The sequence below is a fragment of the Frigoribacterium sp. SL97 genome (genome assembly GCF_026625765.1).
In the GTDB taxonomy this organism is placed as follows: domain Bacteria; phylum Actinomycetota; class Actinomycetes; order Actinomycetales; family Microbacteriaceae; genus Frigoribacterium.
The window spans coordinates 24,890-50,159 of the sequence record NZ_CP113062.1 but is presented as its reverse complement, the minus strand read 5'-3'; the positions used below and the strand labels follow the sequence as shown (position 1 = coordinate 50,159).

The window sequence follows — 25,270 nt, the reverse complement described above, 5'->3', positions numbered from 1 at the left end:
AACCATGCGCACCTGGGTGAAGATCTGCGGCCTGTCCACGCCCGAGACGGTCGACGCCGCCGTCGAGGCCGGGGCCGACGCCGTGGGGTTCGTCTTCGCGGCCGGCAGTCCGCGCACGATCGATCCCGAGGGTGCACGCGCGTTGGCGGCGCGCGTGCCGGCGGGCGTCGAGACCGTCGGCGTGTTCCGCGGGCAGGGCATCGAGACGATGCTCGAGTCGGCCCGCGCCTCCTCGGTGTCGACCGTCCAGCTGCACGGCGACGAGACCCCGGCGGACGTCGCCGCCGCCCATGCGGCGGGCTTCCGGGTGATCCGTGCCGTCAGCGCCGCCGTCTACGCGGCCGAACCCGAGGAGGCGCGGGTCGCCTTCCGAGAGGACGCCCTGCTCCTCGACGCGATCGACCCCGGTGCCGGCGCCACCTTCGACGTCGGGCCGCTGCTGTCGGCGCCGCCTGCCCGGGAGTGGCTGCTGGCCGGCGGGCTCACCTCGGACAACGTCGCCGGGCTGCTGGCCGGACTCCGACCCCATGGTGCCGTCGGGGTCGACGTCAGCTCGGGCGTCGAGTCGTCGCGCGGCGTGAAGAGCGTCGACCTGATCCGTGCGTTCGTCGAGGCCGCCCGAGCCTGAGCGAACCCGGCCGGAGCGGACCTGGCCTGACCCGACCTGGCCTGAGCGGACCCGGCCTCAGCCGACGAGCGTGCGGGCGTCCTCGACGAACCGGTCGACGTGCGCCTCGGTGGTGTCGAACGAGCACATGAGTCGCACCTCTCCCGTGGCGCGGTTCCAGTCGTAGAAGTGGTGCGCGGCGCGGAGGGGCTCCACGGCCTCGGGCGGCAGGACGACGAAGACGGCGTTGGCGTCGACCGCCTGGGTGACAGCGACGCCCGGCAGGGTGGCCAAGCCGTCGGCGAGACGGGCGGCCATCGCGTTGGCCCTCGTCGCCGACCGCAGCCAGAGGTCGCCCTCGAGCATGGCCAGGAACTGTGCCGAGACGAAGCGCATCTTCGAGGCCAACTGTGCGTCCATCTTGCGCAGGTAGACCAAGCCGGCCCGTGCTTCCTCGGAGAAGGTCACGACCGACTCGCCCAGCACCAGGCCGTTCTTCGTGCCGCCGAACGAGACCGAGTCGACGCCGGCGTCGCGCGTGATCGCGCGGAGCGGGACGCCGAGGGAGGCGGCGGCGTTCGCCAGGCGCGCGCCGTCGAGGTGCACCCGCATGCCGAGCGTGTGCGCGTGGTCGGTCACGGCCCGGATCTCGTCGGGCGTGTAGACCGTGCCGAGCTCGGTGCTCTGCGTGATCGTGACCGCGAGGGGCTGAGGGCGCTGCTGGTCGCCCCAGCCGTAGGCCTGCCGGTCGATCAGCTCGGGCGTGAGCTTGCCGTCGGGGGTCGGCACGGTCAACAGCTTGATGCCGCCCAGGCGTTCGGGAGCGCCGCCCTCGTCGGTGTAGACGTGCGCGGTCGTCGCGCAGATCACGGCCGCCCAGCGCGGGGTGAGGGCCTGGAGGGCCGCGACGTTCGCACCGGTGCCGGTCAGCACGGGGTCGATGGTCGCCCCCTCGCCGAACGTCTCGACGACGACCTCGGCCAGCCGCTGCGTGTACGGGTCGGCGCCGTACGAGCCGACGTGGCCGCCGGCGGCGTCGACGATCGCCTGCAGCGCCTCGGGGTGGGCTCCGGCGTAGTTGTCGCTGGCGAACGTGTGGACCGAGGGATCGTGGAGGCGCGTCACCCGTCGATTCTGCCCGACGGCCGGGTCCCGGGGTGTCAGGAGGCGCGGGGGCGCAGGGGAGTGCAGGGCCTGTTCCGAACGGTGACGGCCGCAACGTCTTGTGCAATGTAAATGTCACACGTAGAGTAGTACGTGACGCATCGTCGACTCGATGTCCCGCCCGGTCGGACCCGCCGGGCGCTCCTTCCACCCCGAGAGGCCCCGTCATGCTGTTCGCCCACGCCCCGAAGCTCGTCCTCGCCGGTCCGTACCCGGTGATCCGTCCCGTCGCCGATCGGGCGGCGGCACTCGACGCCGAGGTCGTCGTGCTCTCGTGCGAGATGGCGACCCCGATCGACGACGTCGTCGGCTTCGACTGGGCCGTGGTGGCCGTCGACGCCGCTACCCCGACGGCGGTACAGCTCGACCGTGCGGTCGACAGCCTCGCGGACGGCCTGCGTCGCGGTGCCCTCGTCGTCGTCGCGTCGGATCGCCCGGTCGCCCAGGCGGCGAGGCGTTTCGCCGACGACCTCGCCCGCGCCAGCGGGCTCCCGACCGGCGAGGCGTTCGCCGTCGCCGCGTGCGAGGCGGGTGTCGTCACCTGGGCCGTCGACGCCCAGGCCGAGGACGAGGCGGCGCATCTGCTCGAACGCATCGGCGCCCCGGTGGGGGACGGCGTGCCCGTGGCCTGACCCGGTCGTCCCGCCGGCCCCCGGGGCGTGCGACAGGATGGACCCATGGGTGGAGTGCTGATCGGGTTCGCGATCATCGGCGTGATCATCGTGACCGGCTACGTCGTCGGTCGCATCGACCTGCTCGGAGAATCCGGCCACCGGGTGCTCTCGCGCCTCGTCTTCTTCGTCCTCACGCCCTGCCTGCTGTTCTCCACCATCTCGCAGGCCGACGTCCACGTGCTGTTCTCGCGGTTGTTGGTGGTCTCGGCGCTCGCCTCGCTCCTGGCCGCCGTCCTCTCGGTCGTCGTCCTGAAGTTCGTCCTCCGACGCAGTGCGGCGCAGACGGCCATCGGGACGATGGGTGGCGCTTACGTCAACGCGAACAACATCGGCCTGCCCGTGGCGACCTACGTGCTGGGCAGTGCCACCTTCGTCGCCCCCGTCCTGCTCTACCAGCTGCTCGTGCTCACGCCGATCGTGCTCGCCGTCATGGACACCGTGACGAACCGCGGCAGCAGCCTCGGGCGCACCATCGCCCGACCGTTCACGAACCCCCTGCTGATCGGGTCCGCCCTCGGTGTGCTCGTGGCGGTCACCGGCCTCGAGATCCCCCAGGCCGTCCGCGAGCCGTTCGAGTTGGTGGGCGGTGCCGCGGTGCCGGTCGTCCTGCTGTCGTTCGGCATGTCGTTGTACGGCTCGAAGCCGTTCCAGGCAGGGCAAGGGCGCGCCGACATCGTCGTCGCCGTCGTCCTCAAGCTCGTCGTCATGCCGGTCGCGGCCTGGCTGCTCGGGGCGTTCGTCTTCGACTTCGACCGCGACGAGCTCTTCGTGGCGGTCGTGCTGGCCGGTCTGCCGTCGGCCCAGAACGTCTTCAACTACGCCCAGCGCTACCAGACCGGGGTCGTCGTCGCCCGAGACACGGTCTTGGCGACGACCATCCTCTCGGTTCCCGTGCTGGTGCTGGTGGCGGCGTTGCTCGCCTGACCCGCGCCTCCTGGTGTCGAGCGCCGCAGGCGAGCGGGGCCGGGGTTCAGAAGATCATCGGGCGGTCGTCGTCGAGCTCGGTCTCGAGGTCGAGGTCGACGACCACGGGGACGTGGTCGCTCGGGGCGTCGCCCTTGCGCTCGTCGCGATGGATGGCCGCGGACGTCACGAGGCCGTCGAAGGCCTTCGAGCCCAGGATGAAGTCGATGCGCATGCCCTCGTTCTTGGGGAAGCGCAGCTGCTTGTAGTCCCAGTAGGTGTAGCCGTCGGGCAGGCGCGAGCGGACGACGTCGGTCAGGCCGACCTCTTCGAAGCGGAAGAAGGCGTCGCGCTCGGGTTGGCTGACGTGCGTGTGGCCCTCGAAGACCGACATGTCCCACACGTCGGTGTCGAGCGGTGCGACGTTCCAGTCGCCCATCAGGGCCAACGGCTGGTCGGGGCGCGCGGCGAGCCAGGCCTCGGTCTCGGCGGCGAGCTTCGAGAGCCAGTCGAGCTTGTAGTCGTAGTGCGGGTCGCCCAGTTCGCGGCCGTTGGGCACGTAGAGGCTCCACAGGCGGACGCCCTCGACCGTGACGCCGATCGCCCGCGCCTCCTTGGGCTGGTCGGGGCCTTCCTGGCCCTTGGCGAAGCCCGGCTGCGACGGGAAGGTGATCTCGACGTCCTCCATCGGCAGGCGGCTGACGAACGCGACGCCGTTCCACTGGCTGAGCCCGTGCAGTTCGACCTCGTAGCCGGCCTCGCGGAAGGCGTCGTAGGGGAACTGCTCGGGCTTGCACTTGATCTCTTGCAGTCCCGCGACGTCGACGTCCTCACGGACGAGCCAGTCGACGACCCTGCCCACTCGAGCCCGGACGGAGTTGACGTTGTAGGTCGCGACGCGCATGCCGACCACGGTACCGGGCCGGCACCGGCGGGGTCCGAGGCCGCCGCCGTCCACCGACGGGACGTCGAGCCGTGTCCGCCCGCCCCGACGTTCGGAGCCCGCCTGCTCTACCATGGGTCACCGTGACCGACGCACGCACGCAGCTCATCGACTACATCGGCTCCGAGGCCGTCTTCCACGGCGACTTCACGCTGACCAGCGGCAAGAAGGCGACGTACTACATCGACCTCCGCAAGGTCAGCCTCGACCACCGCGTCGCGCCCCTGATCGGCCGGGTCATGGTCGACCTGATCGACGAGGTGCCCGACGTGTTCGCGGTCGGTGGCCTGACGATGGGCGCCGACCCGATCGCCGCCGCCGTGCTGCACCAGGGCGTGGCGCTCGGCAAGGACTACGACGCCTTCGTCGTCCGCAAGGAGCCCAAGGACCACGGCCGCGGCAAGCAGGTCGAGGGCCCCGACCTCGAGGGCAAGCGGGTCGTCGTGCTCGAGGACACCTCGACGACCGGCGGTTCGCCCCTCGCCGCCGCCAAGGCCCTCGAGGCCGTCGGAGCCGAGATCGCCGCCGTCGCCGTCGTCGTCGACCGCAGCACCGGGGCCCGCGAGGTGATCGAGGCGGCCGGCTACCCCTACTTCGCCGCGATCGGGCTGGAAGACCTCGGGTTGACACCGTGACCGACGACCGGCCCAGGGGCGACGACGGCGACGACGCCGGGCGCGACGACGGCGACGACGCCGGGCGCGACGACGCCAGCGACTGGCTCGCCGCCCAGTTCGACGGTGCCGACGACGACGCGACCGACACCCCGTCAGGAGGCGCGGGTCGTCTTCCCGACGCCGCCCCCGAGGACGTCCCCACGCAGGCGCTCGACCTGCCGCCGGCCACGCGCGCGGTCGACGTCCCCCACGACGACGACGACCCCGAGCGACCGGCTGACCCGGGTGGTGCTTCAGTGCCCACGGGCTCGGCCGAGGTGTCGCCTCCGACCCCCTTGCCGTTCGTCGTGCCCGAGTCCCCGGCCGGGACGCCTCCGCCGAAGACCTCCGGCCACCCCCAGGCACTCGACCTCGGAGCGCTGACGGGGTCCGTGCCGCCGCCGCCTCCGTCGTCCGTGCCCGTTCCCGACCTTCCCGCTCAGCCCGAGTCGAGGCGACCCGAGTCGCCGCCGTCCGACCCCGATGACGCCGATGACGCCGGTGATGCCGCTCAGGCGTCGGGTCTCGCCGACGTCGAGGAGCGTGCCGGCGTGAGCGACGAGCCAGGGCCCTTCACCGCCCTCATCTCGGCACCCCGGGCCGAATCCGCCGAACCAGCGACCTTCGACTGGGATGCTCTGCCCGAGCCCGAGCCCGAGCCCGAGCCCGAGCCCGAGCCCGAGCCCGAGCCCGGGCCCGAGCCCGGGCCCGAGCCCGAGCCCGAGCCCGAGCCCGAGCCCGAGCACCGAGCGGAGCCGACGTTCCAAGCGGCGGCAGAGCCCGAGCCGACGCCCGAGGCCGAAATCGAGCCCGAGCGCCTCGTTGAGCCGGAGTTCCAAGCAGAGCCGGAGCAGACGCCCGAGCCCGAGCCGATGCGCGAGCCCGAGCCGGAGTTCCATGCAGACCCCGAGCCCGAGCCGGCGTCCGATGTCGAGCCCGAGCCCGAGCCGACGCCCGAGGCCGAAATCGAGCCCGAGCGCCTCGTTGAGCCGGAGTTCCAAGCAGAGCCGGAGCAGACGCCCGAGCCCGAGCCGATGCGCGAGCCCGAGCCGGAGTTCCATGCAGACCCCGAGCCCGAGCCGGCGTCCGATGTCGAGCCCGAGCCCGAGCCGGCCGTCGATTCCCGCGAGGGCGGTGTCGAGGCGCCGTGGTGGGTCGAAGAGCACCACGAGATGACGCGGCGCGAGCGTCGCCTGGCCGAGGCGGCCGCGGCTGCTGCGGCCGCTGCCGCCGCGGTGGCCTCCCGTGGCGGGGTCGAGCCCGGCGTCCCCGGCGCCGCGGCGGTCCCCTCGGCGCCGAAGCCGACGCCGTCCCCCACGACCCAGGCGTCGTCCGTCTCGGAGCCCAGGGCCGACTCCGGCTCGAGGGGGGACCGCGAGCCCACCTTCACCGAGATCCTCGGCGTCGTCCCGTCAGGTGCCGGCACCGCGTCCGTCGAGCCGCGGGGCGCACGTCCCGAGAGCGAGCACGAGCCCGAGCACGCGACGAACGCGGACGACGCCCCCGGCGCCTGGTCGCTGTCCGGCTCCGGCGACGTGCCGCCGTCCGAGGTCGGGCCCGTGCCCGACGTCGAGCAGTCGTCCCGCGCCGACCGAGACCCAAACGCCGACGCCGATGACGAGGGCCTGGACGACGGGGCCGAGGTGACGACCGCGACCGCGCTGTTCGCGCCTCCTCGTTCCGCCCTCGACGAGCGCGCCGACGTCGACGACCCTGGGGTCGATGACACGCAGGTGCTGCCCGGCGTCTCGATGAGCGCCACCTCGGCCCTGACGGGTGAGCGGCCCCGCCGTGAGGTCGGCGGAGCCGGCGTGTTCGTGCCCCAGACCCGTCCGGTGGACGAGAGGCCCGCCACGACCCCCCGCACGGCGGGCCTGGCCGAGTGGGTCCGGTCGCACAAGGGCCTGGCCGCCGTGGGTGCCGGGCTCGTCATCCTGTTGCTGCTGGTCGCGCTCTTCTTCCTCTCGCGATCGCTCTTCGCCTCCACCGACGACCTGACGAGCGACGCGTCGGCCGCCGCCGCGGCACCGACCGCGTCCCGGACCGTGACGGCTGCGCCGGTCGAGCCCGCCGCCGAGGTCGCCCCGGCCGGGCCGCTCGCGGCAGGCACGCACTCGTACGCCGACCTGCAGGGCGGCGAGTGCTTCTCGGCGTTCGAATCGGCCTGGCAGCAGGACTACGAGGTCGCCGACTGTGCGCAGCCGCACGTCGCCCAGCTCACCCGCCTGGGCACCCTCGACGGGGACGCGGCCGCGGCCTACCCGGGTGCCGACGTGCTGCAGAGCCAGATGAACCTGCTCTGCACGGGAGCGGACGCACTCGACCGGCAGGCCGCCGCGGCCTACCCCGACGTGCAGTTGCTCGCGAGCTTCCCGGCCGACGCCGACGCGTGGGCCGCCGGCGACCGCACGTACTCGTGCTTCGTCAACCGCAGCGGCGGCGAACCCCTGACGACCAGCCTCGTCGCCGTCGCGGGCTGACGCGTCGAGGCGGCCCGCGCCTCCGGGGGCCTCAGGTCCGGAGGCCTCAGGCCTCGGACGGCACCACGTCGGACTCGATCGGCTCGCTGCGCACCAGTTCGTGCACCCCGGCCAGGATCTCGTTCGGCCGGAACGGGTAGCGATCGATCTCGGCCTGGTCGCTGATGCCGGTCATCACGAGGATGGTGTGCAGCCCGGCCTCGATGCCGGCCATGATGTCGGTGTCCATCCGGTCGCCGATCATCGCCGTGTTCTCGCTGTGCGCGCCGATGCGGTTCATCGCCGAACGGAACATCATCGGGTTGGGCTTGCCGACGACGTAGGGCTCCTTGTTGGTGGCCTTCGAGATCATCGCGGCGATCGCGCCCGTCGCGGGCAGCACGCCGTCGGCGCTCGGGCCCGTGGCGTCGGGGTTCGTGACGATGAAGCGTGCACCGCCCAGGATGAGCCGCACGGCCTTGGTGATCGAGTCGAACGAGTAGTTGCGCGTCTCGCCCACGACGACGTAGTCGGGGTTCGTCTCGGTCATGATGAACCCCGCCTCGTGCAGGGCGGTGGTCATGCCGGCCTCGCCGATGACGAAGGCCGAGCCGCCGGGCATCTGCGACCGGCAGAAGTCGGCGGTGGCGAGCGCGCTCGTCCAGATGCGCTCCTCGGGCACGTGCAGCCCCGAGGCGCGCAGACGGGCCGCCAGGTCGCGCGGGGTGAAGATCGAGTTGTTCGTCAGCACCAGGTAGGGCGTGCCCTCGTCCTGCCACTGCTGGATCAGTTCGGCCGCGCCGGGCAGGGCGTGGTTCTCGTGGACGAGCACGCCGTCCATGTCGGTCAGCCAGCATTCGACGTCTTCGCGTGCACCCATGGCGCTCACCTTAGCGAGGTGCCCTGACGACGAGGAGGCGCGGGTCGCCTCCACCCACCGCCTACCCTGGTCCGATGCCCCAGGACGAGTCCCCGACCCCGCCGAACGACGAGCTGACGCACGGCGTGGGACCCTGGCCGGGGGGCGAGGAGGCCTGGCCCGACGGGGACCACTTCGACCCCGAGTTGCTGCGCGACGGTGACCGCCGCAACGTCGTCGACCGCTACCGGTACTGGACGATGGAGGCCGTGGTGGCCGACATCGACGCCCATCGGCACGGCTTCCACGTCGCCGTCGAGAACTGGCAGCACGACATGAACATCGGGTCGATCGTGCGCAGTGCCAACGCCTTCGCGGCCGACACCGTGCACATCATCGGTCGCCGTCGATGGAACAAGCGGGGGGCGATGGTCACCGACCGGTACCAGCACGTGCTGCACCACCCCGACGTCGAGACGTTCCTGGCGTGGGCCCGTGAGCAGCGCCTCCCCGTCCTCGCCGTCGACAACGTCGAGGGGTCGGTGCCGATCGAGACGTTCGACCTGCCCGAGCGCTGCGTCCTCGTCTTCGGGCAGGAGGGGCCGGGCCTGTCGCCCGAGGCGCTCGCGGCGGCCGAGGCCGTGCTCGAGATCTCGCAGTTCGGCTCGACGCGCAGCATCAACGCGGCGGCGGCCGCCGCCGTGGTGATGCACTCGTGGGTCGTGCGTCACCGCTTCTGACCCCTCGAGTCGGGTGATCGTTGACCTGACTCATATTTCACACCTATACTCTTGATGATCGGCCTGAGGGTCGATCACCTCCTGTCTCCCGAACAGAAGCGAGAGTGCTCCGTGCCGTCGTCCGCCCCGTCCCCCGCCGCTGGCGGCTCCCGCTCGGCGCCCCGGGTCCTGCTCGTCGCGGCGCCGTTGATGGCCCGCAGCGGGGTCTACCGCTCGACCCACGACCTGGTCGCCGAAGCGAGGGGCCGGGGGCTCGACTGGCGAGCCGTCGTGGGGCTGCGCCCGACGGCTCGCGGCACGGTCGCGACCACCCCCGGCGTCCGCGAGGTGACGGTCCGTGCGCACGGTCGCGCGGTCGTCGACGAGGTCGCCGGTCTCGTGACGAGCGCCCCCGAGGCCGATGCCGCCGACGTGGTCGTCACGCTCGTCACGCAGAGCGACGTCGCCCTCGCCCGGCTGCGCCGTCACGGGTCCACGCCCTGGGTGGCGTGGGTCCGCGGACTGCCGTGGCCCGCTCCCGGCGAGCAGGCGCGCCTCCGTCGGGTCGCCCTCCGCCTCGTCGAGGGTCGCGCCCTGCGCGGGGCCGACGACGTCTGGGCGACGACGCCGGTCCTCGCCGACGAGGTGGCACGGGCGCGCCGTCCCCACCTCGTCCCGGCCGGCATCCGTCTCTCGGCCCGCAGCTCGTGGGGCGAGGCGGCCACGCCTCTCGTCTGGGCGGCCCGGTTCGACGTCGACAAGCGGCCTGCGGCGTTCGTCGAGCTCGCGGCACGGGCGGGCGTCCCCGGCCGCCTGCACGGGCAGGGTCCGCTCGAGGACCGGCTCCGCGCCTCCTTGCCCGACGGCGTGACCATGCCCGGGTGGGTCGACCCGGCGAGGCTGTGGGACGACGCCGGACTCTTCGTCGGGACGGCCTCACGAGAGGCCTTCGGCCGCAGCGCCGTCGAGGCCGCCGCCGCGGGCGTGCCCGTCCTGCTGGGTGACAGCTACGGTGCCGCGCCCCTCCTCGTGACCGACCCCGACCTGCGACGACGATTCGTCCTGCCCGTGGGCGAACCCGACCGGTGGCTGTCCGCCGTCCGCGACCTGACCGCCGACCGCGCGCTGCGCCGGACGGTCTCGGACCACGTCGCCGCCAACGCCTCGCTATTGTCCGTCGGCGCGTCGGTCGACGCCGTGGTCGACCGTCTGTCCCGGCTCGGCATCACGGCGGCCGCCCGATGAGCGGACCGTCCGGTCGCCCGACCCGAGCGCCTCGCCCGGGGGCGGGTCCCCTCCGGGTCCTCCAGTACGGGGTGCACGACACGGGCTACCCCCGCAACGTCCGCGTGCGGGCCCATCTCGAAGGACGGCTCGGCGCGTCGGTCGTCGTCGCGCCGCGGTCGCGTGCCGCGGGTCGGCTGCGTCGTGCGATCGAGGACGTCCGCTCGCTCGTCAGGGGCGCCCGGCGCGCCGACGTCGTCCTGCTCTCCGAGTTCCGGCTCAGCCACGCGCCGCTCGCGTGGCTCGTCGCCCGTCTGCAGGGTGCCGCTCTCGTCGTCGACGGGTTCGTCGGTCTCCACGAGACCGCGGTCGACGACTGGCGGCGGGTCTCCCCGGCATCGCCCGCGGCCCTCCGGTTCCGTGTGCTCGACGCCGCGGCCGTGAGGTGCGCGGATCTCTACCTGATCGACACCGAGCCACGGGCCGCCGAGATCGTCCGGCGCCACGGCCCCTCGGCGACGGTCGTCCCCCTCGCCGTCGGTGCCCCGACCTGGGCCACCCGGCAGCCGCCCGCTCCGCCTCACGACGCACTCCGGGTCTTGTACTACGGGGGGTACATCCCCCTCCACGGCGTCGATCTCGTCGTCGACGCCCTCACACTGATCGGGACCCGTCGCCGGGTCGAGGTCGTCCTCGTCGGCGACGGTCCCGCCCGCCGGGCCGTCGAGGCCCGGGTCCGTCGAGCGGGCCTCGGCGACCGGTGCACCTTCGTCGACGCGGTGCCCGAGGGCGAACTCCTCGCCCACATCGCCCGGGCCGACGTCGTCCTGGGGGTCTTCGGCTCCTCGGCCAAGGCCCGCGGCGTCGTGGCGAACAAGGTCTGGCAGGGGCTGGCGTGCGGTCGGACCGTCGTCACCCAGCGATCGAGCGCCCTCGACGACGTCCGGTGCGCGGCAGGGGGCCTGCTCGTCCAGACCGAGCCGGCCAGCGCCTCCTCGATCGCCGACGCGTTGGTGGGGGCCCCGCTCGCCCACCAGGCGGAGTCGCCGCGCGACGTCGCCGAGCGCCTCGAGTCGGTGGTGCAGAGATCGTACGACCGGTTCACGGACCACCTGTCGGCCCTCGGCCCTCGGCGGGTCCACTCGTGAGGGGATTCGGGCGGCAGGTCGGCCGTCTCGCCCTCCACCTGCTCGTGCCGGCCCTCGGTGCGGCCGCCCCGCTGGCCGTGATCCCCGCGATCACCTCGACCCACGGGGCGTCGGGCTGGGCGGCGGTGGCCGTCGGCCTCTCCGTCGGCATCGCCACGGCGGTCGTCGCCGAACTCGGCTGGAGCATCGTGGGCCCGCAACGCGTCGCCCGGGCGACCCGGCCACCCGGTGACCTCTTCGCCACCGCATCGGCCAGCAAGCTCGTCGCCACCGCCGTCCTGCTGCCGGTCGCGGCGGCCGTGACGCTCGCCGTCGTGGACGAACACCGCCCGGCGGCCGCGCTCGTCTCTCTGGGTGTCGCGCTCGGCGCACTCAGCCCGACCTGGTACTTCATCGGCCTCGGGCGCCCGCTGTTGGTCCTCGTCGCCGAGACGTCGCCGCGCGTGCTGGCCTCGCTGGTCTCGGCCGTCGCGATCGCCGCCGGTGCGCCGCTCGAGGTCTACGGCGCCGGCATGGTCCTCGCTGCCGTCGTCACGTTCGGCGTCGCGCCTCGTCTCGGGGGCGCCCGTCTGCCCGGGACGGACGACTTCCGCGCGGTCCCGGCCGTCGTGCGCTCCCAACTCGTCCTCGTGGTCGGACGAGGCGTGGCGACGACCTACAAATCCCTGCCCGCGGCCCTGCTGGGCACCGTCTCGCCCGGTTCCGTGGCCGGATTCGCCGCGGTGGACCGACCGTTGCGCATGGGGCTGCAGGTCGTGTCCGCCATTCCCGACCGCCTGCAGACCTGGGTGGGCGTGCCCTCCGCCGAACTCGCGCACCGTCGCAGCCTGGTCTCCCTCGGGCTGAACGCCGGGCTCGGCCTCGTCGTCGGCGTCGGTTTCGCGCTGTCCATGCCGGCCGTCGCCGTCGTCCTCTTCACGGGCACCGTCCCGGTGTCGCCCGACCTCGCCCTGGCGGGCGGCGTGCTGATCACCGTCATCTGCGCGTCTCGTGGCGCCGGCCTCGCCCTGGTCAGTGCAGGGCGCCACGCCCAGACGACGACGGCGTCCGTCGCGTCGGCGGTCGTCGGCGTTCCGGGAGTCCTCGTGCTCGGCGCCCACCACGGCGCGCTGGGCGCCGTGTCGGCACTCGTGTCGGCCGAGGCCGTGGGGCTCGTCGTCCAGCTCGTCGTCCTCGCGCGGTCGCGCCGCGCCTCGTGCGTGCCAGCCGTCGAGCCCGCCGCCGAGCCCGCGCCGGTCGGTCCGTCGGATCCGCACGCTCGAGGGGAGGCCGCCCGATGATCGTCGTCCTCGCCGGTGCCGCCGCGGCGGCCCTGGTCGCATTCGTCGGCGGGCTCCTCCTGCCGGCCGACCGGCGACGAGGCGCGGCGCTCGTCGTCGCCTTCGCCGTCCTGATCTCGACGACGTCGGGTTCCGCGCCCGACATCGTCCGCCACGCCGCCGTGGCCGCCGTGGCCGGAGTCTCGGTGGCGGCACTCGTCTCGCCCCGCTCGTGGTCCGTCGGCCGCCCGCGGGCCACACTGGCGACGACCGCGTTCTTCGCCTTCTCGATCGTCTGCGTGCTGGCGCTCGCCCCGTCGACGATCGTCCTCATGGCCGAGCTCGCGGCGATCGGGGTCGCGGTCTCGTGGCTCGTGTCGACGTCGTCGCCCCGCGACCTCCGCGTGTTCGTCCGCGGTCTCGTCGTCCTCGGCCTCGCGCAGGTCGTGGTCGGAGTCGTGGAGCTCACGGTCACCCATCGTCCGATCCCCTTCGGGTACAAGGTCCTCGCGACGGGCCGCTCGTTCGTCAGCGACAACAAGATCCTGCCCGGTGGTCTCGTCCGGGTCGAGGGCACCCTCGGCCACCCCATCCCGTACGCCGTGTTCCTCGCGGTCTGCCTGGTCCTCGTCCTCGTCGCGCGGCGGACCTTCCCCGTCTGGTTCCCGCCGTTCGCCGTCCTCGTGCTGTCGGCGGGCATCCTGCTGTCGGGAAGCCGAAGCGTCGTCGCCGCCGTCCTCCTCGCCGTGACCTACGTCCTGATGACCTCCGAGGCGCGGTCCCGGGCAGCGAAGATCGTGCTGACGGTGCTCGGGGCGGTCGCGGGTGCCGCCGCCCTGGCGTCCGAGATCGTCGACGCGGTCGGGACGCTCGTGGCATCCGGCTCGTACGAGAACCGGATGGGGGCGGTCCGATCGGTCCCCGGACTCCTCGCGCGGCCCGCGCTCGAGGCATTGGCCGGCAGCGGCTTCGGAAGCGAGGCCGAGTTGTACGCCCGTGGCCTCCTGCCCCAGGAGGGCTTCACGGTCGTGGACAACCAGCTCGTGACCACGCTCGCCACGTTCGGTATCGCCGGGATCGTCTCGCTGGTGGCGGCGCTCGTCGTCGGGTTCGTCCACGCCTCCCGGACGGGGCGGGCAGTCCTCGTCGTCATGATCGTCACCCTCTTCTCGTTCGACTACTTCGTCTGGTTCTCGACGTCCGCGATCTTGTGGGCCTTCTGCGCCTTGCAGGACCGTCCCGGCGACGACCGAGCCGCGCTGGACCCGTCCGGGGCGCACCCGTCAGGGTCGCACCGGGGTCGCGACGACCGGGGTCGCGACGACCGCGTCCTCGGCGACGCGTCGGACCGGCCCGGCGTCGTCGGCGGCACCCTCACGGCAGCCCGCTGAGCGAGTGGGACCGTCCCCGTCGCGGGACCGTCCCCGTCGCGGGACCGTCCCGCCGCGCGGTCGTCCCCGCCCACGACGAAGCGCCCCGACGACCTGGTCGTCGGGGCGCGTGGTCGGAGGCGGTCGGGGCGGCGTCAGGCTCTCAGGGCTCGCCCGAGGTAGGCGAGGACGTCGTTCGTCGCGTCGACGATCTGGGCGGTCGACTTCGCGTACACGTCGGCTCCGAGCCCGAAGGGGTCGACGACGTCGTCCTCATCGGGCGTGACGAGGACGCCGGAGCCGCGGTGCGCCGCCGCGAGGGCGACGACCCGGTCCAGACGCTCGGCGGGGTCCGGGTTCGACGCGATCGCGCGTGCCGTCTCGTGGAGATCGACGAGACGGCTCAGGCGTGCGAACTCCCGCAGGGTGAAGGTCGTGCGGTTCGCCCTCGGCACCAACGACACGACGGCCCGGCGGTGTTCCCGGGCGAGGGCCAGGACGAGGGGAGCGCGACCCACCACGTCGGCCGTCAGCTGACGGGCACGATGGTCCGACAGGTCGAGGCCGAGGGACTCGGCGGCCTTCAGGGTGGGGCGGGGCGGCGGTTCACCCACCAGGGCCGACGTCCCGAAGCTCTCGACGGCCGCGGACGTGGCACTGCGCACGAGTGCGGCGGCCAACGGTGAGCGGCAGATGTTCCCGGTGCACACCATCACGAGGGGCGGGATGGTCATCGGGCCGCCGCCGTCGAGGCAGGGACCGGGTTCTCGGTCACCGAACCGTAGTAGCCCCCGTAGGCTCCGTACCCGTAGGCACCGAGGCCCTTCGTCGGGGCCATCGTGAGGACGACCCCCAGGGTGCGGCTGCCGATCTCGGAGACGGCGGCGAGGGCCTGCTTCAGCTGGTGGCGCGACGATCGCTGGGCCGCGGTCGCGACGATCACGCCGCTCACGCAGCGGCTGAGGACGGCGGCGTCGGTCACCGGCAGCAGGGGCGGGGTGTCGATGATGACGAAGTCGTAGTCGACCTCGACCGTCGAGACGAGGCTCGCCATGGCGAGCGAGCCGAGCAGTTCGCTCGGGTTCGGGGGAACGGTGCCCGAGGGCAGCACGTGGAGGCCCAGGCGTCCCCACGGCTGCACGACGTCGACGAGTTCTGCCCGCCCGACGAGCAGGTCGGTCAGTCCGACGGCGCCCTCGAGGCCCATGACCTCGGCGACGCGGGGCCGGCGCAGGTCGGCGTCGACGAGCAGCACCGAGGCACCGGTCTCGGCCAGGCAGACGGCCAGGTTCGCCGCCGTCGTCGACTTGCCCTCGCCGGGCATGGCCGAGGTGACGATGAAGGTCCGGCTGCGTCCCTCGAACGAGACGAACTGGAGATTGGTGCGGAGGGCGCGGTAGGACTCGGCGAGTGGGCTGCGCGGATCGTTGTTGACGACCAGCGGGGCCGAGGAGGCTTCTGTGTGGAAGCCGATGCCACCGAGCAGCGGCGCGTTCGTCACCCCCTCGACGTCGGCCTTGCTGCGGATGCGCGTGTCGAGGGTGTTGCGGAGGAGGGCCAGGGCCGTGCCCGACAGGATGCCCAGGCCGAGGGCCAGGCTGATCCAGAGGACGGGCTTGGGGTTGGCCGGGCTCGTCGGCACGACGGGAGCGTCGATGGACTCGACGGTGACCAGCCCGCTGCCGCCGCCCACGGGTTGTTCGAGTTGCTCTTCGACCACCTTCTCGAAGCTCGTGGCCACGGCGTCGGCGAGTCGTGCCGCCTGCGCGGGGTCGCCGTCGGTGACCGAGATGTCGATCAACGACGTGTTCACCGGGCTGGAGGCCGAGATCTTCGAGGCGAGCCCCGCGGGGGTGGTGTCGAGCCCGAGATCGGCGATGACGGGTTCGAGCACCCGACCCGACGTGACGACGGAGACGTACGAGCGCACCTTGGCCTGCGCGGCGCTGCTGCCCTGGACGAGGTCGCCGGCGTCCGACGAGCCGATCGACGAGACCGAGACGAAGAGCTGCGTCGACGACGCGTACGACTTCGCCGTCGCGAGCGACGCGGTCGCCCCGAGCAGCACGGCGCTCAGGGTCACGACGACGATGAGGACCCACCGCGTCCGGACGACGGTGATGAAGGGCTTGAGTTCCATGGAGTTCTTCCCTGCTGAACGGCGTGGTGTCGGATCGGGGGCTGATCGGGTCTAGGACGGTCGGCGGGCCGGCAGGCGGAGCGCGTCGCGGACGACGTCGACCTTCTGCCGCCACGTGGCGTCGGGAGGGATGGCACCCGGGAGCCGGGGCACCCGCCCGTCGGAGCCTGCGGCGAGTGCGGCGAGCACCGAGGCGTGCTCGGCGGTGTCGGCGACCGTCACGCCGTCCAGACCGCGCGCCTCGATGCCGCAGACGGCCGTGCTGAGGACGGGGAGACCCGCCGCGCGGTACTCGTAGGTCTTGATGACGTCCCCGCCGACCTCGCGCTCGCCGACGTGGTGGGGCACCCAGCCGACGTCGAAGGTCTGCAGCAGGGCCGGCACGCGGTCGTAGTGCACGTCGCCCAGCAGGGTGACGTTGGGCGAGTCGGCCAGCACCCCGTACTCGGCGTCCAGCACCGGGCCGGCGAACACGAACGACACGTGGGGCAGGGCGGCGACGGTCGCCAGGATGCCGGCGAGGTCGAGCCTCCGCCCGATCTTGCCCACGTACCCGACGGTGGTCGGGCCGGTCGCCCGGCTCGTGCCGTCGAAGCGGTGGGGGTCGCAGCCGTTGGGCAGCAGGACGACGTCGGTGCGTCCGTGTCGGCGGGCGAGGTCGGCGGTGCCCGCGCCGTTGGCCGTCACGACGTCAGCGAGGGCGAAGGCGGCCGCGTAGGCCTCGTCGACCTCGGCGCGGATGCTCTCGAAGGCGTAGTGCCGGCTCCAGTCGTCCAGCAGGTCGAGGACGACCCGCCGGGGACCGGCGAAGGGATTGGCCGCGACCGGGGCGACGGCGGCGAAGGGATTCCAGACGAGGGCCGGCACGGATGCCGCCGACGGGGGCAACGAGGGGTAGGCGCGGGCGGACGCGACCCACCAGCGTCGTCGGTCGCGCGGGTCGGGAGCCCGGAGCGTGATCGGGTCGACCGACCGGGTGCCGACGGCCGGTGCCCCGATCGGGCGGCGGCGGGCGATCGAGGTCACGAGGGGCTCCGGCCTCGAGACGACGGTGACCCCGCCACGGCCCGCGAGGTCGTGACCGAGCCATTCGATCAGGTGACCGTCCCGGGTGCGGTAGCCCTCGTCGAGCAGCTTGCGCTGGCCGTGCATCGGGTACGCCAGGAGGGCGGGGGAGTCGAGGGCGGCGCGGCGCGGTCGGGTCGTGGGCACGGTGGTCTTTCGTCGAGAGCTCGCGGGCACCGTGGCGCCCGACACGGCCGATGACCGTGTGTGATATCTCAGTATTGCACGACGAAACGAGTTATACCAGGGTCGCGACGGTCCCCGGGACGGACGTCGGGGATGATGGGGGGATGACCGCAACGAACCTGCTCGGCGTGCCCGAGACCCGCCTGCCCGCCGAACCCGACGTCGTCGCCGACCTCGAGACGCTGACGACGGCCGAGGTCGTCGTCGCCCACCCCACGTCGTCGCTCGCCTGGGCACTGCTCAGCGACGAGGCCGACGCCCGCGGCGCCGAGCTCGAGGCCTACGCCTATGCCCGCGTCGGCTACCACCGCGGTCTCGACGCGCTGCGCAAGGCGGGGTGGCGCGGACAGGGCCCCGTGCCGTGGTCGCACGAACCCAACCGGGGCGTGCTGCGGTCCCTCTTCGGCCTCCGGCTAGGTGCGTCCGCCATCGGCGAGGTCGACGAGGTCGAACGCCCCACGACGTTCCTGCACGACGCCGACCCCGCCGTGCTCCCCACCCTCGAGACCCGCACCGACTAGCGGCGCGACCGCGCGAGGACGCAGGAGGCGCGGGTCACGCGACCCGCGCCTCCTGCGTCCTCGGCGGAAGCGGCGGTCTCAGCCGATCAGCGAGGGCCGCAGGTCGCGCATCGTGCGCGCCCGTGTCATGCGGGAGGTCGCGACCCAGGTCAGCACGAGCGCGCCGAGCAGCCAGGCCGCCAGCACGCCGGCGTCGCCCCAGGCCGCGGCCGAGCTGCCGCCGTACATCACCTGGCGCAGGCCGTCGGTGGCGTAGCTCATCGGCAGCACGAAGTGGAGGGCTGCGAGCGGGGCGGGCAGGGTCTGCCACGGGAAGGTCCCGCCGGCCGTGACGAGCTGCACGACCATGAGCACCAGGCCGAGGAACTGCCCGACGCTGCCGAGCCAGACGTTGAGCGTCATGATGATCGCCGCGAACGCCGCCGAGGCGAGGGCCATCAGTCCGATCATGCCGAGCGGGTGGGCGACCTCGAAGCCGAGCGCCTGGGTGACGATGACGTAGAGCGCGACCATCTGCACGACGCCGAGCACCACCGGGGCCAGCCAGCCGGCCAGCGAGATGCGCACGGGGGCCTTGACGGCGGTGATGGCCCGCTTCGAGATCGGCTTCACGATCAGGAACAGCGCGTACATGCCGATCCAGGCCGCGAGGCTGATGAAGAACGGTGCCAGTCCCGCGCCGTAGGTGCCGGCACTCGTGAGGGCGGCGTCCTTGACCGAGACCGGGTCGCTGATGGCGCTCGCCTGGTCGTCGCGCGTCCGGTCGGTGCTCGCGGGGATCTCGCCGAGTCCGCTCTGCAGCCCGTCGCGGAGCTGGGTGGTGCCGGTGTCGAGGCTGACGACGCCGTCGCGCAGCGAGGTGGACCCGCTGCTCAGGGTGTCGAGACCGGTCGCGAGGGTCGAGGCGCCCGTGGCGGCGCTCGCCGCGCCCGTGGCCAGTTGCGACGAGCCGGTCGCGGCCGACGAGATGCCCTGGGTCAGGGCCGGTGTGGCGGCGGCCAGGGTCGCGGCGCCGGTCGAGACCTGGTCGGCACCCGTGGCGAGCTGCCCCACCTGGGTGTTCAGCCCCTGGATCTGGGTGTTCGCGTCCTGGAGGGCGGTGGTCAGCGACTCGGTCGCGGGGGCGAAGGTCGCGGCGATCTGCTGGATCTGCTCGTCGGTGTAACCCTGCTGGCGCAGGGCTTCGGCGATCTGCTGCTGCGCCTGCTGCTGGGCGGCGGGCAGGCCGGCCGCGGCCGTCGCGCTCGTCGTTGCAGCGTCGGCCACGCCGGTGGCCAGGGCATCGTTGCCGGCCGCCACCTGGGCGGCACCGTCCGCCAGGGTCTGGGTCTGCGCGGGCAGGGCCGTCGTCTGGGTCTTCAGCGTCTGCAGTCCCGTGTCCAGCGCGGACGCCCCCGAGCTGAGCTGGCTCGTCCCGTCGGCGAGGGTGTGGGCCCCGGTCGCCGCGTCGGCCGCACCGTCGGCCAGCTGGTTCGCGCCGGCGACGGCCGAACCGGTGCCGGCGACGAGCTGGTTCGCCCCGTCGACCGCGCTGCCCAGGTTCGTGCGCACGTCGGCCAGGCCGACCAACAGGCGGCCCGCCGCCTCCTTGCCGACCTTCTCGGTGACCGAGGCCCGGATGGTCTTCGCCGCCTGCTCGGCGATCGTGGACGAGAGGTAGCTGTTGACGTCGCTCGTCGCGAGGGTGATCTGGGCCCGCTTCGGGTCGTCGCCGCTCGCCGAGGTGAGGTCGTCGCTGAAGCCCTTCGGGATCGTGAAGGTGAAGTCGTAGGTCTGGTCGCGCAGGCCCGCCGCGGCCTGGGCGGCCGAGACGACGTGCCAGTCGAAGTCGCCGCCGTCGGTGATCTGGTCGGTGACCTCGTCGCCGTAGTTCACCGTCTCGCCGTCGACCGTGGTGCCCGCATCGGTGTTCACGAGGGCGGCCGGGATCTGGTCGAGCTTGGCGTACGGGTCCTGGTTGGCCCAGAGGTACAGGCCGCCGTAGAGCAGCGGCACGGTCATCAGCGCGACGAGTGCCAGGCGGGCGAGCGGGGTGGCGGTGAGGCGCTGCAGCTCGGAACGGACGAGGGCGTAGATCTTCACGGCTGGTCGCTTTCGACGGAGGTGTCGGGGGTGGTGGCGACCGCGGTGTCGTCAGGGGAGAAAGGAGGCGCGGTGTCGGTCTCGGGTACGGCGTCGGTCCCGGCCGCGGCGAACTCGGGCGTGGGCAGCGACTCGATCGTCGCGAGGGCCGCGAACCCGGTGATGGTCAACACGGTGTAGTCGCGGCCGACGAGGTCGTGGACGACCGAGAGCCAGGCGGCGACGTCGCCTCCGTGCCGTTCGGGGGTGGTCACGACCAGCCCGCGCACCTCGGGGCGCAGCACCGCCAACTCGCAGAGCAGGCGGACGCGCAGCTCGGTGGGCAGGGCGCTCAGGCGGGTCCGCTCGTGCTCGTCCAGCCCGATCTCCTCGAGCAGCAGACGAGCCGAGGCCTTGTCGGCGCGGAGCCCGGCGAGGGCGAGCTCTTCGCGGGCGACCTGGACGACCGTGAGGGCCGCGAACGGTTCGGCGACGGTGGGGGTGTCGACGAGGGCGAAGGAGGCGCGGATCGCCGCGTCGTCCGCCCGACCGTCGATCGTCACCCGTCCGGTCTCGGGGCGCATGCGGCCCCACGCGACGAGTGACGCCAGGGTGGGCGCGTTCTCGGTCTCGACCGCGACGAAGCCCGGGACCCAGCGGTCGGCGACCGCGCTCAGCCGGGGGAGTGCCGCGCCGGGACCGTCGCCGATCGCGACGTCGTGCAGTTCGAGTCTCATGCGGGTTCTCCGGTCGGGGGCATCGAGGAGGCGCCGGTCGCCGGTTCGGGAGGGAGCGCGAGTTCGGGGGCGGTCGCGACGAGGTCGCCGGCGGTGCGCCAGTCGAGGCCGACGACGCCGAGCACCGCCAGCATGACGAGCCGGTGGCCCTCGGAGCGGCTGAGCCGCTGCGTCGTGGCCTCGTCGAGCACGGACAGGGCGGCGCCCTCCACCAGGTGGGCCAGCGTGTGGGGAGCGATGTCGTCGCGCATGCGTCCGGATTCCACGCCACGACGGACGACGTCGCGGACGGTCTTCCGCAACGGGGCGAGCGCCTCGCCGACCTCGTGGGCCATCGGGCCGCGCACGGTCAGCTGCGCCATGACGCGCACGTGCTCGACCTCGGCCCAGAGTCGGGCGGCCAGGGAGGCGAGTTGCACGACGGGGTCCGCGATCGGTGCCGGTCGCGCGGCGACGCCGATGCGGGCGGCACCGCGCAGGCTGACCTCGCGCACGAGGTCGTCCCGCGTGGCGAAGTGGCCGTAGACCGAGCGTCGGGACAGGCCAGCCTCGGCGGCGATGGCCTCGAGCGACACGGACGGGTCGCGGTTGAGAAGCAGTGCCGCGGCGGAGATCAGTGCGTCGCGGTTCGCAGTGGCGTCGCGGCGTGGCGCACGGGTGGCGCGGACGGGGTCATCGGCGGCAGGCATGACCCGATCGTACGATCTTGCACACCTTTGTGCAAGTTATTGTGCGGGGGGATCGTCGGTCAGCGCGAGCGGGGCAGGGTCGCTCTCAGCGCCTCCTCGTAGGCGTCGCAGACGGACTGCCAGGTGTAGGCGTCCGCGGCACGAGAAAGGGCCGCCGCGCTGAGGCGTTCCTGCTCGGCCGGATCGTCGAGCAGCGCGGTGACGGCGGCGGCGATGGCGGCGGGCTCGGGCGCCACGAGGGTGCCGGCTCCGTCGAGCACCTCGCGGTTGTAGACGGTGTCGCGCGCGACGACGGGCGCCCCCGCGAACATGGCCTGCACCAGCGCCGGGTTCGTGCCGCCGACGCTGTGGCCGTGGAAGTAGGCCCCGGCGTGCTGCCAGAGGGCGTGCAGACGATCGTCGTCGCTGACGTGGCCGAGCCAGGTCACGCGGTCGTTCGCCTCGGCCAGTCCGCGCACGAGCTCGTCGAGTTCGCCGCCGTAGCCGGTCGAGCCGACGATGACCACGTCGTGCCGCTCGGCGATCGAGCGGGCCGCCTCGACGAACTCGACGACGGTGTTCTCGGGGACGAAGCGCGCGACGACCAGGGCGTACCCGCGGTGTCGCTGGCCCGGCTCGACCGGCAGGTCGCGGACCGGGTCGCCGCCGTAGGGGATGAACAGGCCGTCCACGCCGAAGTCGGCCTGCCAGCGCCGGACGATCTCGCGGGCGTCGCAGATCAGCCCGTTCGCGAAGCGCGCGCTGGCCTTGGCTCCGAGACGGAACACCGTCTTCGCCGCGCGTCCCCACTTGGCACGCTCCCACTCGATGCCGTCGACGTTGACCAGGACGGGGATGCCGCGCAGTCTGAGCAAGGGCAGCCAGAAGCCGTTGGCCACGTTCATGACGAGGGCCGCGTCGGGCCGGCGCATGAGGGCGTCCAGGACGGCGGTGAGGCCGTAGCTCAGGGTGCTGAGCGATTTGCTCTCGACGCCCTTCGTCAGGCGGGAGGTGACCCGACGGTCGCGGGCGGGGTCGTCGTCGCGGGTCGACCCGTCGCGACCGTAGACCGTGACGTCCCAGCCGGCGTCGACCAGGGCGGGGGCGATCCGGCGCACCGCGGTCTCGAACCCGCCGTAGTAGCTGGGGTAGCCGCGGGTGCCGATGACGGCGACCGACGGTCGATCGGTCGCCGAGCGGCGGGGGCGCAAGGGGCGGGCAGTCATCGAGGTCGATCCGTTCGGCCGGTCTTCAGAGCAATGCTCGTAATATACCGGATTCCTACCCCCTGCTGGTGCCGCCGGGTCGGCCGCCCGACCGGACGGGGCGCGTCGGCGCTCGCGATGCGAACGCCGACGCGCCGGGCTCTAGCCCCGAGCGCCCATCAGGTGCTCGAGGGCGAGCTGCTGCAACCGCACGAAGCCGTACCCGTGTCCGCCGAAGTGGGCGTCGGCGTCGAAGTCCTCGTAGGAGGCGCGGTCGGCGAGCAACTGCTCGTAGCCTTCACCGTCGGCGAGGGTGTTCACCGAGAGCTCGGCGACCTGGCTGGCGGCCAGGGCCTCCTGCACCTCGGGGTCGGCGCGGAAGGCCTGCGCGCGCTCCTTGAGGAGCAGGTACATCCGCATGTTGGCGGCCGCGGACTCCCACACGCCGTCGATCGTCTCGGTGCGCGAGGGCTTGTAGTCGAAGTGACGCGGGCCGTCGTAGGTCGGTCCGCCCTGGGGCGAGCCGTGCTCCAGCAGGTCGACGAGCGAGAAGGCGTTCTGGAGGTCGCCGTGGCCGAACACGAGGTCCTGGTCGTACTTGATGCCGCGCTGGCCGTTGAGGTCGATGTGGAAGAGCTTGCCCTGGTAGAGCGCCTGGGCGATGCCGGCCGTGAAGTTCAGTCCGGCCATCTGCTCGTGACCGACCTCGGGGTTCACGCCGGCCATCTCGGGGTGCTCGAGCGTCTCGATGAACGCGATCGCGTGACCGAGGGTCGGCAGCAGGATGTCGCCGCGGGGCTCGTTGGGCTTGGGCTCGATCGCGAAGCGCAGGTCGTAGCCCTTGTCGAGCACGTACTGCGAGAGCATGTCGACGCCCTCCTTGTAGCGCGAGAGGGCGGCCTGCACGTCCTTCGCGCTGTCGTACTCGGCGCCCTCGCGACCACCCCACATGACGAAGGTCTTCGCGCCGAGCTCGGCGGCGAGGTCGATGTTGCGGAGCACCTTGCGCAGGGCGAAACGTCGCACGCCACGGTCGTTCGAGGTGAAGCCGCCGTCCTTGAAGACGGGTGCGCTGAAGAGGTTCGTGGTGACCATCGGCACGACGATCCCGGTCGCGTCGAGGGCGCCCTTCAGGCGGTCGATCTGCTTCTGGCGCTCGGCGTCGGTCGAGCCGAAGGCGAACAGGTCGTCGTCGTGGAAGGTCAGGCCGTACGCGCCGAGGCGGTCGAGGTTCTCGACGGCCTCGACGACGTCGAGCTGGGGGCGGGTCGGGCCGCCGAAGGGGTCCGAGCCGTTGTAGCCGATCGTCCAGAGGCCGAACGAGAACTTGTCTTCGCGGGTGGGGGTGGTGGACATCGGTGTCCCTTCCAGGGTCGAGGGGTCGGTCGCGTGGGGCGATCCCGCCCCGACGCGAATGTTGTGAGCCTCAACATATCCCGTCCTTCGCTGGTTCGGAAGAGGTCTGGGCCATTTGTCGCGGGCTCCCACAAAAGACTTGCGCGCCCCGCCGCGGCTGACGTAGTGTCTCGACCCGCGGCAGTCGAAGCGCTTCCGCACCCGTTCGGCAACCGACAGCGAGGTCATCATGACGACGATCCACGACGTGGCCCAGGCCGCCGGTGTGTCGATCTCGACGGTCTCGTACGCCCTGTCCGGCAAGCGGTCGATCGCGGCGTCGACCCGGCAACGGGTCACCGACGCCGTCGAGCGGCTCGGCTACCGGCCGCATGCCGGAGCCCGCATGCTCGCCGGTGCCCGGACCAACATCCTGGCGCTCAGCGCGCCGATCCGGCCCGACAACCACCAGCCCACCCAGATGCGGTTCGTCACCGCCGTCGTCGAGGCGGCCCGTCGTCGGGACTACGACGTGTTGCTCCTCGCCACCGACGACGAGGTGTCCGGCATCCGGCGCGTGGCCTCGAGCTCCCTCGTCGACGGCGTCGTCGCGATCGGCGTCGCGACCGTCGACGAGCGCGTCGACCTCGTGCGCGAACTCGACCTGCCGGCCGGGTTCATCGGCATCCCGCAGGGCGTCGACGACCTCGCCTGCATCGACCTCGACTTCGCGGCCGCAGCCGCCGAGAGCGTCGACCGTCTGGCCGACGCCGGGCACCGGACCATCGGCGTCATCGGTCACCCGGCCTCGTACGGCGAGCGCGACACCGGCTTCATCCGACGTTTCGACGACGCCTTCGCGGGCCGGGCCGACAGCCGCGGCGTCGAGACGCTGACCGTGGCGGCGGACCTCGGGCGGGCGTCGGCCGTCCGGGCGTTCGACGACCTCCGCGAGAGGCTGCCCGGCATGACCGCGCTCGTGCTGCACTGCAGCGAGCCCACCGCCGAGGCCGTCCTCCAGCGCGTCCGCCGCCTCGGACTCGAGATCCCCCGCGACCTCTCGGTGCTGGCGGCCTGTGCCAGCTACCCCGCCGACGAGTTCGAGCCGGCCCTCGACACCATCCCGCTGCCGATCGACGAGATGTGCTCGCGGGCGGTCGGGGCCGCCTTCGAGCGGATCGACGGTCATCTCGACACGGGCGTCGAGTTGATCGCGCCCACCTACCTGGCGAAGGGCTCGGTCTCCGGGCCGGCCCGCGCCTCCTGAACCCCTACCGACCGCACCACCGCACCATCGCACCACCGTCATCCGACGGCCAGATCACATCGCTCCACGCTGATCGTCGAAACGCTTCGACGATCGGCAC

At 72.8% G+C, this 25,270-nt stretch carries 23 protein-coding genes; 12 read left to right on the top strand and 11 right to left on the bottom strand.

The window, feature by feature from the left end; translation table 11 throughout:
• Positions 1-4 precede the first annotated feature (4 nt).
• Positions 5-628, top strand: coding sequence for a phosphoribosylanthranilate isomerase (locus tag OVA02_RS00210; protein ID WP_267658977.1), 624 nt, complete (start codon positions 5-7; stop codon positions 626-628).
• Positions 629-685: 57 nt separating this feature from the next.
• Here OVA02_RS00210 and OVA02_RS00205 read toward each other — a convergent pair whose 3' ends face one another.
• Complete coding sequence (locus tag OVA02_RS00205) at positions 686-1,732, bottom strand: threonine aldolase family protein (protein WP_267658976.1); 1,047 nt, start codon at positions 1,730-1,732, stop codon at positions 686-688.
• Positions 1,733-1,938: 206 nt separating this feature from the next.
• Here OVA02_RS00205 and OVA02_RS00200 point away from each other — a divergent pair, with 206 nt between their 5' ends.
• Together OVA02_RS00200 and OVA02_RS00195 are read left to right on the top strand one after the other, a co-directional pair.
• On the top strand, positions 1,939-2,403 hold the full coding sequence (locus OVA02_RS00200; protein ID WP_055978226.1) for a hypothetical protein: 465 nt from the start codon (positions 1,939-1,941) through the stop codon (positions 2,401-2,403).
• A gap of 45 nt (positions 2,404-2,448) precedes the next feature.
• Complete coding sequence (locus OVA02_RS00195; protein WP_055978228.1) at positions 2,449-3,369, top strand: AEC family transporter; 921 nt, start codon at positions 2,449-2,451, stop codon at positions 3,367-3,369.
• Between the two features lie 46 nt (positions 3,370-3,415).
• On the opposite strand, the gene OVA02_RS00190 is transcribed toward OVA02_RS00195, so the two are convergent.
• Complete coding sequence (locus tag OVA02_RS00190) at positions 3,416-4,252, bottom strand: exodeoxyribonuclease III (RefSeq protein ID WP_056049859.1); 837 nt, start codon at positions 4,250-4,252, stop codon at positions 3,416-3,418.
• 122 nt (positions 4,253-4,374) lie between these two features.
• Between OVA02_RS00190 and pyrE the strand changes: the two genes are divergently transcribed.
• Together pyrE and OVA02_RS00180 are read left to right on the top strand one after the other, a co-directional pair.
• The gene (gene pyrE / locus OVA02_RS00185; protein ID WP_200412420.1) at positions 4,375-4,926 is read left to right on the top strand and encodes an orotate phosphoribosyltransferase; all 552 of its coding nucleotides are present in this window, start codon (positions 4,375-4,377) and stop codon (positions 4,924-4,926) included.
• The gene (locus tag OVA02_RS00180) at positions 4,923-7,427 is read left to right on the top strand and encodes a septum formation family protein (RefSeq protein WP_267658975.1); all 2,505 of its coding nucleotides are present in this window, start codon (positions 4,923-4,925) and stop codon (positions 7,425-7,427) included. Before pyrE ends, OVA02_RS00180 begins: the two co-directional genes overlap by 4 nt.
• A gap of 46 nt (positions 7,428-7,473) precedes the next feature.
• Here the strand turns inward: OVA02_RS00180 and OVA02_RS00175 are convergent, their stop codons facing one another.
• Positions 7,474-8,286 (bottom strand): HAD-IIA family hydrolase, encoded by an 813-nt coding sequence (locus OVA02_RS00175; RefSeq protein WP_055978234.1) that lies wholly within the window; start codon positions 8,284-8,286, stop codon positions 7,474-7,476.
• A gap of 74 nt (positions 8,287-8,360) precedes the next feature.
• Here OVA02_RS00175 and OVA02_RS00170 point away from each other — a divergent pair, with 74 nt between their 5' ends.
• From OVA02_RS00170 to OVA02_RS00150, 5 genes are all read left to right on the top strand, one after another.
• Positions 8,361-9,005 (top strand): TrmH family RNA methyltransferase, encoded by a 645-nt coding sequence (locus OVA02_RS00170; protein WP_055978236.1) that lies wholly within the window; start codon positions 8,361-8,363, stop codon positions 9,003-9,005.
• Positions 9,006-9,116: 111 nt separating this feature from the next.
• Positions 9,117-10,229, top strand: coding sequence for a glycosyltransferase (locus tag OVA02_RS00165; RefSeq protein ID WP_267658974.1), 1,113 nt, complete (start codon positions 9,117-9,119; stop codon positions 10,227-10,229).
• The gene (locus OVA02_RS00160) at positions 10,226-11,356 is read left to right on the top strand and encodes a glycosyltransferase (protein ID WP_267658973.1); all 1,131 of its coding nucleotides are present in this window, start codon (positions 10,226-10,228) and stop codon (positions 11,354-11,356) included. Before OVA02_RS00165 ends, OVA02_RS00160 begins: the two co-directional genes overlap by 4 nt.
• The gene (locus OVA02_RS00155) at positions 11,353-12,636 is read left to right on the top strand and encodes a hypothetical protein (protein ID WP_267658972.1); all 1,284 of its coding nucleotides are present in this window, start codon (positions 11,353-11,355) and stop codon (positions 12,634-12,636) included. Before OVA02_RS00160 ends, OVA02_RS00155 begins: the two co-directional genes overlap by 4 nt.
• A complete protein-coding gene (locus OVA02_RS00150; protein WP_056049627.1) occupies positions 12,633-14,006 on the top strand; it encodes an O-antigen ligase family protein in 1,374 nt (457 codons plus the stop codon). The genes OVA02_RS00155 and OVA02_RS00150 overlap by 4 nt, the downstream gene beginning before the upstream one ends.
• A 134-nt stretch (positions 14,007-14,140) precedes the next feature.
• Here the strand turns inward: OVA02_RS00150 and OVA02_RS00145 are convergent, their stop codons facing one another.
• The 3 genes from OVA02_RS00145 to OVA02_RS00135 are packed head-to-tail and all read right to left on the bottom strand — an operon-like array spanning position 14,141 to position 17,337.
• Positions 14,141-14,719: a hypothetical protein gene (locus OVA02_RS00145; RefSeq protein WP_056049624.1), complete on the bottom strand. Its 579-nt coding sequence runs from the start codon at positions 14,717-14,719 to the stop codon at positions 14,141-14,143.
• The gene (locus OVA02_RS00140) at positions 14,716-16,125 is read right to left on the bottom strand and encodes a polysaccharide biosynthesis tyrosine autokinase (protein WP_267658971.1); all 1,410 of its coding nucleotides are present in this window, start codon (positions 16,123-16,125) and stop codon (positions 14,716-14,718) included. Before OVA02_RS00140 ends, OVA02_RS00145 begins: the two co-directional genes overlap by 4 nt.
• Positions 16,126-16,176: 51 nt before the next feature.
• Positions 16,177-17,337 (bottom strand): glycosyltransferase, encoded by a 1,161-nt coding sequence (locus OVA02_RS00135; RefSeq protein WP_157485557.1) that lies wholly within the window; start codon positions 17,335-17,337, stop codon positions 16,177-16,179.
• Positions 17,338-17,480: 143 nt separating this feature from the next.
• Between OVA02_RS00135 and OVA02_RS00130 the strand changes: the two genes are divergently transcribed.
• Positions 17,481-17,897 (top strand): DUF3151 domain-containing protein, encoded by a 417-nt coding sequence (locus OVA02_RS00130; protein ID WP_267658969.1) that lies wholly within the window; start codon positions 17,481-17,483, stop codon positions 17,895-17,897.
• Positions 17,898-17,975: 78 nt separating this feature from the next.
• Here the strand turns inward: OVA02_RS00130 and OVA02_RS00125 are convergent, their stop codons facing one another.
• The 5 genes from OVA02_RS00125 to xylA all read right to left on the bottom strand — a co-directional run bounded on the left by OVA02_RS00125 (position 17,976) and on the right by xylA (position 23,924).
• The gene (locus OVA02_RS00125; RefSeq protein WP_056049616.1) at positions 17,976-19,979 is read right to left on the bottom strand and encodes a YhgE/Pip family protein; all 2,004 of its coding nucleotides are present in this window, start codon (positions 19,977-19,979) and stop codon (positions 17,976-17,978) included.
• Positions 19,976-20,695 (bottom strand): hypothetical protein, encoded by a 720-nt coding sequence (locus tag OVA02_RS00120; RefSeq protein ID WP_267658968.1) that lies wholly within the window; start codon positions 20,693-20,695, stop codon positions 19,976-19,978. The genes OVA02_RS00125 and OVA02_RS00120 overlap by 4 nt, the downstream gene beginning before the upstream one ends.
• Positions 20,692-21,384 carry a TetR/AcrR family transcriptional regulator gene (locus OVA02_RS00115; protein ID WP_056049609.1) on the bottom strand — a complete coding sequence of 231 codons (693 nt, stop codon included), beginning with the start codon at positions 21,382-21,384 and terminating at the stop codon, positions 20,692-20,694. Before OVA02_RS00115 ends, OVA02_RS00120 begins: the two co-directional genes overlap by 4 nt.
• Positions 21,385-21,443: 59 nt before the next feature.
• The gene (locus OVA02_RS00110) at positions 21,444-22,589 is read right to left on the bottom strand and encodes a glycosyltransferase (RefSeq protein WP_056049607.1); all 1,146 of its coding nucleotides are present in this window, start codon (positions 22,587-22,589) and stop codon (positions 21,444-21,446) included.
• 141 nt (positions 22,590-22,730) lie between these two features.
• A complete protein-coding gene (gene xylA / locus OVA02_RS00105) occupies positions 22,731-23,924 on the bottom strand; it encodes a xylose isomerase (RefSeq protein ID WP_055978258.1) in 1,194 nt (397 codons plus the stop codon).
• 229 nt (positions 23,925-24,153) lie between these two features.
• On the opposite strand from xylA, the gene OVA02_RS00100 reads away from it, so the two are divergent.
• Positions 24,154-25,170, top strand: a complete 1,017-nt coding sequence (locus OVA02_RS00100) for a LacI family DNA-binding transcriptional regulator (RefSeq protein ID WP_056049604.1) — start codon at positions 24,154-24,156, stop codon at positions 25,168-25,170.
• Positions 25,171-25,270: the final 100 nt, after the last annotated feature.